Genomic DNA, 11075 nt, shown 5'->3' with positions numbered 1-11075 from the left:
TTATAGGTTTATAACATTGAAGTAAGGAGTGAAGCAGCCTTGAACGGAAATACCAATGAAGCTCCTAGACTACCCATAACGACAATTGAGCATAAAGCTTTGCAGCTGAGACGAAGAAGAAGATTGAAACAAAACATTCCGCTTTTTATCATGCTTGTCCCTGTCTTTGCTTACTACATTCTGTTCAAATATTGGCCAATGGGCGGACTTATTATCGCTTTCAAAAGCTACAATTTTGCTGATGGTATTTTGCACAGTCCATGGGTTGGCCTGAAAAATTTTAAAGTTTTATTTTCCAGCTCCAGTACGCTCCAGATTATATGGAACACCTTTTGGCTCAGCTTTTTGAATTTGCTTGTCGGGTTCCCGGTACCCATCTTCCTCGCCATTCTGCTTAATGAAGTGAGGAAGACATGGTTCAAGAAATGGGTTCAAACGATCGTCTATCTGCCGCATTTTTTCTCTTGGGTCATCGTCGGAGGTCTCGTGTTATCCTTATTTGCAACCGATTACGGCTCGATCAACAAGGTACTCATGCTATTCAATATTGAACCTATAACCTTTCTTTACGAGTCAAAATCCTGGGTTGCCGTATTCGTTGGTTCGGGGGTTTGGAAGGAGATGGGGTTTAGCACAATTATTTATTTGGCCGCTCTAACGAACATAGATCCTGCCCTTTACGAGTCAGCAGGTATGGACGGCGCTTCGAAGTGGCGGCAAATTTGGCACATTACGATTCCGGGCATTCGTCACACGATCATCCTGCTGCTCATTTTGGCTATGGGTCAATTGATGGAGGTCGGCTTTGATCAGATATATAACCTTCAGAACTCAGCGGTTGCTGATGTGTCAGAGGTCATAAGTACTTATATTTATAAAATAGGTTTGGGAAATGCGCAATTTAGCGTAACTACGGCGATGGGGCTGTTCGAATCCGTCATTGGCTGTGCGCTCGTACTGGTAGCTAACAGGATCGCCCGCAAATTCGACCAAGCTTTATTCTGATAACGAGGAGGGGCGTCCGCATGAAAGCGACAAAAGGTGAAAGAATTTTCTACGCAGTCAATTATGTTATGCTCGGGGCAATTGCCTTAACCTGTATACTGCCATTTATTCATATTATAGCGCTATCGATGAGCGAGCGTTCGGCCGTAGATTCGGGACATGTTTTCTTCTGGCCGGTAGGCTTGGATTTTACGGCATATAAGGTTTTCTTCCTAACAACTCCGGCTTTCTCAGCATTTAAAAATAGCATTATCATTACGCTTGTCGGTGTTGCACTTAGTATGGCGGGGACGGTATTGGCAGCCTATCCGTTGTCGAGAAGCTATTTGATAGGACGACGCAAGTTTGTGCTTGCCATGGTGTTTACGATGTTGTTCTCAGGAGGGTTGATCCCTACTTATCTCGTCGTAAAGAACCTGTCTTTAATCGACTCCTATTGGTCTCTGTGGCTCACGGGGTTTATCAGTACCTATAATATGCTGCTCATGAAAAGCTACTTTGAGAATATTCCTCATGAAGTGGAAGAAGCAGCGCGAATTGACGGATGCAGCGACGTATCTCTCCTCATTCGAATCATATTGCCGCTATCGCTTCCGATGCTGGCCACTTTAGCCCTGTTCTATGGGATTAACTATTGGAATGCGTTTATGAGCGTTCTGATGTACATCAATAAGAGTGACATGCAGAATTTGACGGTCATTGTCCAAGCGATGCTGCAAAAAAACGACATCCTGAATTCACCTTCCCTAGCACCAGAGGAGCAGCTAATGGTTGCTACTGAAATGGTCAAATCTGTCGGCGTTGTCGTTATGGTGGTTCCGATGCTGGTCGTTTATCCGTTTCTGCAAAAATATTTTGTCAAAGGCGTTATGCTTGGTTCTGTAAAGGGTTAAACCAAATGGAGTTCCACGTTTACCAAAACTTTTCAATATAAACAGGAGGGTTTGCGCATGAAAAGAAAGTTGTGGATGGGTATGACAATTGGGGTCGTAGCATTAGGGGCAACGCTTGTTGGTTGCAGCAGCGACAAGAAAGAAGGAAAGGCAGCCGGTACCACGGCTACGAATGCTCCGAAGGAGACAGCGGCAGCCAAACGAGGAAATGTTACCGTTTCCATGTATGATCGAGGTGGTGTACCTGCGTCGGAGGGGAACTACGAAGAAAATCGTTGGACCAAATGGATCAATCAAAACGGTCCTGTGAATGTGAAATACGTTCCAGTCCTCCGAGGCGAGTCTACGAAAAAAATGAATGTTCTTTTTGCCTCTGGTTCTGCGCCTGATATTGTGAACGAGTACAACACGCCGTTCCGTAACAGTCTGTACGATCAGAAGCAGCTGCTTCCCATTGACGACATCTTAAAATTCATGCCTGAATACCAGAAGCTGCTGGACCAGTATCCTCAGTTGAAGAAAGCGGGGACGAAGCCGGACGGCAAGATGTATGAAGTCGGTAAAGTAAAAGAAGCTACAATACAGCACATGTTAATAATTCGTACCGACTGGTTGAAAAAGCTGAATTTGAGCATGCCGACAACAACGGAAGAGCTTATGAAAGTAGCCAAGGCATTTGCTGAACAAGATCCTGATGGCAACGGTAAGAAAGATACGTACGGGATGAACATGAGCTACTATTCTGAACAAGCCATCAACGAGATTTTCGGTGAAAATTCGTCCAAGGATTTGATTGCCTGGGGAACTAAGGATGGAAAAATAATCCCTCTGTGGGACAATCAGCTGGCCTCCCTGACCTTCAAGAAGAAGCTCTATGACGATGGCCTTATCGATAAAGATTATATCAATGATAAAGACGGCGCAAAGGCCAAACAAGACTTCCTGAACGGCAGAATCGGCATTTACGTTAAATTTTCCGGCGGCATGTTTGACTTTGTTATGAACGACTTTGCTACGCTGAAGAAAAATGTGGCAAGTGCGGAAATTGCTCCGTTAGGCTATCCGAAATCACCGCTGGGGACATTTACCGGTGTATTAGATAATCCAGTGCAAATGACGACTGTTGTGAACGCCAAGGCGAAGGAGCCGGAAGCTGTCGGTCGCTATCTGGACTTCATGATGAAACAGGAAACCGCTTCGAAGGTTATTAACGGAGACGAAGGGACACATTGGAAGAAGAGCGCTAATGGCTGCCGTGAGACCATCGATCCATTGAAATCGAAAAATGAAGTCGGCTACGCTTTAGACTATGAAATGTTCTACTCTACAGGAACAGATAAGTGTTTCTTTACTCTAAACGGATTTAATACTGCGGTACCTGAACAGAAAGCCGGTTCGGACATGTATAAAGAATTGCAGAAAATTTATTTCGATCCGCAAAGACAATACCCTGGATTGACCCATGGGGAACATATGCCGGTCTATCCTGCTGATCTCCAAACGATTAACGCAACAATTCTTAAAGAGCAAACCGACTTATTTGTTAAGGCCATCATCAGCGGTGCGAAATACAGCCCGGAACAAGCGATTAAAGACGCACAAGCGGCATGGGATAAAGGCGGCGGCAAGCAGCTTGATGACTTTATGAACAAATGGTATGCGGAAAATAAAGATAAAGCGTTCCTTGCTAAGGATATTATGACAATTGCTAGACAACAAATGGAGCAAGTGAAGTAACTGATTTTGAAGGAGGAGCTGGACATGGATATGCGATTGCCTGCCCTTGCAGACAACGCTTGGATGTCCAGCTTCTTTCTTTATTTGTATCATCAGATTGATGGATTTACATCATAGGAGGAAATAGGAATGAACAAGGTGAAAGTCGCCATCATTGGCTGCGGCGGTATTGCAACAGGTAAGCATTTACCCAGCTTAGCAAAGATAGAACAGGTCGAAATTGTTGGTTTTGTTGATGTCATGTTTGAACGTGCTCAGCAAGCTGCTGAGAAATTTGGCGCTCCTGGAGCGGTGGTGTTTGAAACCTATCAAGAGCTTCTTGCTGATACTTCGATTGACATTGTTCATATCTGTACCCCGAATGATTCGCATTCGGAGATTTCGATCGCAGCTATGGAAGCAGGCAAGCACGTCATGTGTGAAAAGCCGATGGCCAAAACAGCCGCCGATGCTCGGCGTATGGTTGAAGCCGCTAAGCGTACAGGTAAGAAGCTGACCATTGGCTACAATAATCGTTTCCGTGCGGATAGTCAGTATTTGAAGAAAGTGGTTGAAGACGGTGATCTAGGCGAGATTTATTTTGCCAAAGCGCACGCCATTCGCAGGCGTGGGGTTCCAACTTGGGGTGTATTTCTGGATGAAGACAAACAAGGCGGAGGTCCGCTGATTGACATCGGTACACATGCTCTCGATTTAACGCTGTGGATGATGAATAACTACGAACCTAAGGTGGTGCTTGGCACCGCTTATCATAAGCTTTCACGGAAAGAAAATGCCGCTAATTCCTGGGGTCCTTGGGATCCTGAGAAATTCAAAGTGGAAGACTCCGCATTTGCGATGATCGTGATGAAAAACGGCGCGACTGTGATGGTGGAGGCGAGTTGGGCCTTAAATACATTGGATACGAAGGAAGCAAAGTGTACGCTTTGCGGTACAGAAGGCGGAGCCGACATGCAGGATGGCTTACGCATAAATGGTGAAAACCACAGTCGTTTATACGTCAATCAGCTGCAGTTCGATGCCAAAGGCGCAGACTTCTACGAGGGTAAAAAAGAGAGCATGTCGGATAAAGAAATCCGTACATGGATTGATGCTGTAATGAACGATAAGCAGCCTATAGTAACGGCCGAGCAATCGTGTGTGGTTTCCGAAATTCTTGAGGCTATCTACGAATCCAATAGAACGGGAAAAGCGGTCTATTTTGACTAAAATAACCGGAAATGAGGCCATTCTTTCATGATTAGAGTAGCGATGTTGAGTTTTTGGCATGTTCATGCAAAGGATTATGCACGTCTGGCTGTCGAGCACCCGGGTACCGATATCGTGGCTGTATGGGATGAAGTTCCAGAACGAGGACGACAGAAAGCTGAGGAATACGGCATCAAGTTTTACGAAGATTTGCATGAACTTTTGGCAAAACCTGATATCGATGCGGTTATTGTGGATACTCCAACGAATAGGCATCGTGATGTCATTATCGCAGCGGCTGAAGCGGGGAAGCATATCTTCACTGAAAAAGTTATAGCTACCACGACGAAGGAATGTAAGGAGATATTGGCTGCTGTAGAGACTGCTGGGGTTAAATTAACCGTATCTCTGCCGCGTCTTTATATGGGATTTACGCAAGCTGCACAAAGCTTCATTCAGGAGGGGCTGCTTGGAACGATAACAACGGTTCGTATACGGCTTGCTCATAACGGTGCACTGCGAACAGAAAAACATCCAAATGGTTCGCTCCCATCCCATTTCTTCAACTTAGAGGAATGCGGGGGAGGAGCATTGATGGATCTTGGATGCCATCCGATGTACTTGACACGCTTATTTCTAGGTTTACCGGATAGTGTTAGTGCGAGCTTCGGTTATATCACGGAGCGAGAGGTAGAGGATAGTGCGGTAGCGACATTACGTTATCCAAATGGGGCGCTAGGCATAGTTGAAGCGGGATTTGTTAATAGCTATTCCCAATTTGATATGGAGGTGCAAGGAACCAAGGGCAGCCTGATATACACCAGAACAGATGATAAACTGTTGATACGCAGCACTAAGCTGGAAGGCGAGCAAGCAAAAGGGTGGCAAGAAGTGACGGATCTGCCAAGTCTGCCTTCGGCTTTTGAACAATGGGTCTCCCATATTACATATGGAACAACGGCTTCTGAAAATATACAAATAGCCCTTGATTTGACCCGTTTAATGGAAGCTTCGACTTTATCGGCACGCTCAGGTGCTGTATGTAGGCTGAGTGACCTTGCGGAATAAGGAACTTCCTTAAGGAAAGGCCAGATCATCCCCTGCAAAGAAATAAGGGTAATCTGGCTTTCCTTTATTTAAGGGATAGGCGACAACTAAGTTCTAAGGAGGAACAGACATGCTGGATAAAGGGGAATATTCATTTTCTACCTGCTGGAACATTAAGAAACACACGATTGGGCGGAACATGATAGAAGAGATCAAGGAGCTCGGCTTTCGTCAGGTGGAATTGAACTATAACGTGACGGAAGAGATGATGAAAACGATTGAGCCGATGATTGAAAAAGGGGAAATTGGCGTATCCAGTGTACACAATGTGTTCCCTTTCATCGATGATAAGGATTACGATACAGATTCCGTCATGCTTGGTTTCGATGATGAGGCAAAACGCAAGCGATCGGTGGAGCTGTTGATCCGGTCAATGGAATATGCGAACCGCTATGGAGCGAAGGCCGTTGTCGTGCATCCAGGTGAAGTGCCTTTCGAATATAACATTGATTTGGATTTGAAAAAGCTTTACAGGGATCACGGTAAGGACTCACCGGAGTATCAGAAGCTGTGGAAGGACATGTCCGAAAGACGGGAACGATTGAGTCCGCTCTATACCAAACGGATTCAAGACAGTCTGGAGGAAGTGAGCGAGCATGCAGCCAAACAAGGATGGTCTGTAGCCATTGGCATCGAAACACGCTCAAGATCGTACCAGATGCCGACCTTAATGGAAGCGAAGACCATTTGCGAAAATCTGAAGGGTGGTCCGGTTTATTTGTGGTACGATATCGGCCATGCCATGATGATGGATCGAATGGGCTTGTACGATAATCTCAAGGAACTGCAGGAAGTGAAACGCTACATTTATGGCGTACACATCCATGAAACACTAGAACTGTCTGATCATTGGTGTCCTTACGTACACAGTAAAGATCTGCAATATTTTGATCATTTTCTTGAAGCGATTGATTTCGCCAAAGTCAAAGTCTATGAGTTGAAGGCGGTATGCCAGCCGGACGAGATTGACGAAAGTCACAGACTTATTACAAGTAAAATTGCAGCTATGAAAGGTTAAAAGGTGATCAGCATGGACGCTACTTATAAACAGTTGGTACACATTTATGACGAACATTCAGCAGCTATGCTGCAGCGGCAGGTGCTGGATCCAACATCGAAATATGTTGGCGGCATTATTGATGAAACGGGCATCGCCCGTGTCAATCATCTAAGCACGCCGAGCGTTTTGGCCGTCTGGGCTTCCGCATTAGTTAATCCAGATTCACGTTACTACCATGATGGGACACTTTTGTCCGCTTTCGACAAAGCAGCGGATTTTATTTTGAACCGTCAGCATGCCGACGGCACGATATCGTTAGGTTCAACAAACTATAATTCCCCTCCAGATACAGCCTTTGTCGTAGGCGGAATTACGCAAGTTTACCAATTGCTTGAGGCGCATGACTGGGCGGCTGTGAAACCTGCTTCCGCCAAGCTGAAGGTCTTCCTGGAGCGTACGATCCCTGCCATGCTAACAGGCGGATGTCATACACCGAACCATCGCTGGGTTATCACAGCAGCACTCTCGCTGTTGTATGAGATTTTCCAAATGCCTGAGCTCATAGCTAGAGCGGATGAATGGTTGGCAGAAGGCATGGATATCACACAGGACGGCGAATGGACAGAACGCAGCAACGGCATCTATAATGCCGTCAGCGATATTGCTTTATACCATACAGGACGTGTGCTTAACCGTCCAGAGTTACTTGAATGTGTGCGTCGTAATCTGCGCATGATGGTGTATTTGATCCATCCATCCGGTGAGGTGGTAACCGATTATTCGGGACGCCAGGATTTCGGACAGACGTTTGATATGGCGACTTACTTCCTAATCTATCACTTAATGGCTGCACATGATAAAGATCCATTGTTCGCTGCGATGTCAGACTACGCTGGCACTTTTATTAAGCGTCCTGAGGCGGTAAATAACAATGCGCTCTTGGGTTTATTACTGTATCCCGAAGCAGATATTTCCGATTTGGAGCGTACTCCGCTTCCTGATCGTTATGTCCAAGTTATCAATGAGCACCATCCGATCAATGAGCATTTGGCGCAAATCGATGGCGTGGGCCACCATATGAAAATCGAGCATAGCAGCATGCACCTAGCTTTTGGTGCCCCGCTTGTACGCATACGGGAGCTTGATCAGAGCGTGACGATTATGCCACAGACACCGTCATTCTTCTCCCTTCGTCATGGCAAAGTAAGGCTGCTGGGCATTAAGCTGTCTACATCTTTCTCACCTGGGATTGTGAAGTTCGCACACCTAACTGCTGAGGAAGGTGTTTATAAACTAGGAGTTGTATTGGAAAAAGGATATAACGGACCGATTCCGCGTCAATTTTTGCCGGAGTCAGCGGATAGATCGACGCTCAGTCCATGGTACTTGCTTCCGCATCAGCATCGTCCGATGACACATCTGCAAACCCTTGAGTTTCAAGCGGAAATTAGGCAAGGAGACGGGGAATGGAAGATTCGTATCCTTTCCGATGAGCGAGAAGATGTTTTCACGCAGTTATCCTTTATTTTTGGAGATGAGGGTACGGTTAGCGGCAATGACCTCGCCCAAGCCGAAGAAGGAAAATATTTCTTGAAAAATGGATCTATGAAATATGCCGTGGATGAAGATGCGATTGAGATTTCAACAGGCGCCTACGAGCATTTGCTGCCCGTGCTTCGTGAAGATCAACATCCGACCGGCTGCAAATACGTCCATGTGAACCTGGTGACGCCGTTCGACCGAACATTTACGGTACGTCTACTGTAGAAAGGAAGGCCGAGATGACGACTTATTTTAACGAACAAGAGAGTATACAGTCCCGCTTAGGAGACGACGATAACCGAACATTGAAGGTGCTTGCGGACCGCTACATTGGTGCAAATCCGCCCGTCCCATTTGCTTACCGGGCCTTTTACCGATCTGGTATTTTGCAGAACGAGGAAGGGATGTTTGATTTGAATCTGGGACGGAGATTTCCCGAAGCAAGACCAGGCCAATTTTCATATGCCTATGGTTTAGTATGGAGCGATGGTGAACGAAACCTGGATGTGTTGTTCCGCTGTTTGGGGCCGATTGAGTTCTATTTCAATGATGAACGTGCCTATCGTTCTAACGTAATAGATGAAATTAAGCCAGATGCCAGCGTTAAGCTTAATCTGAACTTTGTGAAAGGCTGGAACCGACTTTTTATCAAAGCCAAGCATACGGCTGCGGGCTTCGGCTGCTTGTTCGGATCTGATGAAGCCAAAGTACGGATTCTGAATGTGCTTACTCCATTTGCCGAAAGGCAAGGACAGGCGGGATGGGTGTACTCTGCACCGACTGACACGGATATATTCGAGGGCAGTCCACTGCCTGATGGTTTGGCGTCAGAGAAAGAGTACGGGCTGCGCTGGCTGCCGACCTGTGAGTGGAGTGAAGGTGATCTTGCGAAGCCTGTTTGCGAGCGTTTATTCGGCTTACAGAATGGTAAGCAAGCGTACGCGTGGACGAAGCTGGACAAAGTGAGCTCAGGTGAAGAATCTTGTCTGCTGAAGGGCTATACGGCAAGCCCGTTGACCGTTTGGCTGGATGGGAGGCAGGTATTGGAGCTCGCGGAAGAAGGCGGCTTTCAGGTGGAAGTCCCGCTATCTTTTGGCAAACATGATCTGTTAATCCGCAGTATTTGTGGAAATAACGCTTGGGGTTTCACACTTCATGCTTATGTTAAGGGACAGGTTGTCCCATTAAGCGCTCCTCAGAAGGTTCACGGATCAGCTGAGCCGTGGTTCTATGTTGGACCACTGGATGCAAGTGTTGAGCTTGCATATGAGGAATTATTAAGAACCGATCGCATTTATGCTAAAGGTTCAGAGTCAGGTGCTACAGGTGACAAGACGTACTGGCAGTTAGACCGTCCTGACGCCTGGATACGTCCTTATTATGAGAATGCCATGCTGAGCAATAAATGGACTGTCGGCAATGTTACGAATTATGCCCGCTGGGATTATCCGCTTGGTGTGACCATTTATGGACTGCTGCAAGCAGGTCGGTTGCTGGAGCGGTCTGATATTATCGGTTACGCCCTTGGGCATGTTCAAAGCTGCACAGACATGTTCGACTACTCGCTATGGGATCGAGAGCAGTACGGGTTCCCTGCGATCAATCAACAATTGGTCATGATGAAAATGCTGGATAATTGCGGCTCCTTTGGCTCCGCGATGTTGGAAGCCTATCAGGAAGAGAAGGATCCGGGCTTCTTGCCGATTGCGCAGCGAATTGCCGACTTCATACTCACGCGGTTGGAGCGTAAGGAAGACGGGGCATTTTATCGGATATGTCAGGATGAATATTCGGAAAATACGATGTGGGCCGATGATTTATACATGAGCACGCCGTTTCTCTGCCGCTATGCGGGGATAACCGGCAGCAGCGAGGCACTGGATGAAGCAGCGAAGCAATTTCTGTTATTCCGCAAGTATTTGTACATGCCGGATCAGCGCATCATGTCGCATGTATTTGATTTCAAATACGGCATGGCTACCGGCATTCCTTGGGGACGTGGGAATGGTTGGACACTCTTCTCGCTGACAGAAGTGCTGGAGGTTCTACCTGCAGACCATGAAGCTCGCCCGGAGTTAGTACATTTCTTTAACGAACTTTGCACGGGATATGCCGATTTGCAAGCTGAAAGCGGGCTGTGGCATCAGGTGTTGAACGATTCTGACGCCTATCAGGAAGCCTCGTGTACGGCAATGTTTGCCTATGCCTTTGCGAGAGGCGTGCGATTCGGCTGGCTCAAGGAACCAAATCGGTTCGTCGATGCTTCGCTGAAAGCATGGGACGGTTTGACCCGTCTGGCCATCGACGCCCAGGGCAATGTGCATGGCGTTTGCAGCGGCTCGCGGTATGCCTTTACCGCTGATTATTATAAAAAGGACCTGCTCACCGTAACCAATGATAACCACGGGGTTGGCATTATGATGCTGGCTGGGACAGAAGTCGTGAAGCTGAAGCGTTGGCTGTCGCTCCCGGAGGAGCGGAGATAGCGAGCTTGGTGGTGGGGGTAAGCGTGTTTTAAAGCGCTAAGGAGGCAATTTTCCGTGTTCCCCATCTGTTAGCGATGAAAAACATTGTTACAGATGGAAGGGGCGTTATCCACAAAT

At 46.8% G+C, this 11075-nt stretch carries 8 protein-coding genes; all 8 read left to right on the top strand.

Going from position 1 to position 11075, the window contains the following annotated elements:
- Positions 1 to 150: 150 nt before the first annotated feature.
- The 8 genes from QFZ80_RS31780 (at position 151) to QFZ80_RS31745 (ending at position 10958) form a co-directional block, all read left to right on the top strand.
- Positions 151 to 1005, top strand: coding sequence for an ABC transporter permease (locus QFZ80_RS31780; protein ID WP_307555885.1), 855 nt, complete (start codon positions 151 to 153; stop codon positions 1003 to 1005).
- Between the two features lie 20 nt (positions 1006 to 1025).
- Complete coding sequence (locus tag QFZ80_RS31775; RefSeq protein WP_307551539.1) at positions 1026 to 1898, top strand: carbohydrate ABC transporter permease; 873 nt, start codon at positions 1026 to 1028, stop codon at positions 1896 to 1898.
- 57 nt (positions 1899 to 1955) lie between these two features.
- A complete protein-coding gene (locus QFZ80_RS31770; RefSeq protein WP_307562723.1) occupies positions 1956 to 3635 on the top strand; it encodes a type 2 periplasmic-binding domain-containing protein in 1680 nt (559 codons plus the stop codon).
- A gap of 129 nt (positions 3636 to 3764) precedes the next feature.
- On the top strand, positions 3765 to 4844 hold the full coding sequence (locus tag QFZ80_RS31765; RefSeq protein WP_307562720.1) for a Gfo/Idh/MocA family protein: 1080 nt from the start codon (positions 3765 to 3767) through the stop codon (positions 4842 to 4844).
- Between the two features lie 27 nt (positions 4845 to 4871).
- Complete coding sequence (locus QFZ80_RS31760; RefSeq protein WP_307562718.1) at positions 4872 to 5891, top strand: Gfo/Idh/MocA family protein; 1020 nt, start codon at positions 4872 to 4874, stop codon at positions 5889 to 5891.
- Between the two features lie 109 nt (positions 5892 to 6000).
- Complete coding sequence (locus QFZ80_RS31755) at positions 6001 to 6948, top strand: sugar phosphate isomerase/epimerase family protein (protein ID WP_307562716.1); 948 nt, start codon at positions 6001 to 6003, stop codon at positions 6946 to 6948.
- A 12-nt stretch (positions 6949 to 6960) separates the two neighbouring features.
- On the top strand, positions 6961 to 8697 hold the full coding sequence (locus QFZ80_RS31750; protein ID WP_307562714.1) for a hypothetical protein: 1737 nt from the start codon (positions 6961 to 6963) through the stop codon (positions 8695 to 8697).
- A gap of 14 nt (positions 8698 to 8711) precedes the next feature.
- Positions 8712 to 10958: a glycoside hydrolase family 88/105 protein gene (locus QFZ80_RS31745; protein ID WP_307562712.1), complete on the top strand. Its 2247-nt coding sequence runs from the start codon at positions 8712 to 8714 to the stop codon at positions 10956 to 10958.
- Positions 10959 to 11075: the final 117 nt, after the last annotated feature.

This window comes from Paenibacillus sp. V4I7 (assembly GCF_030817275.1).
Taxonomy (GTDB): Bacteria; Bacillota; Bacilli; order Paenibacillales; family NBRC-103111; genus Paenibacillus_E.
The sequence above is the reverse complement of the archived record's forward strand: the minus strand, read 5'-3'. Positions and strand labels throughout refer to the sequence as shown.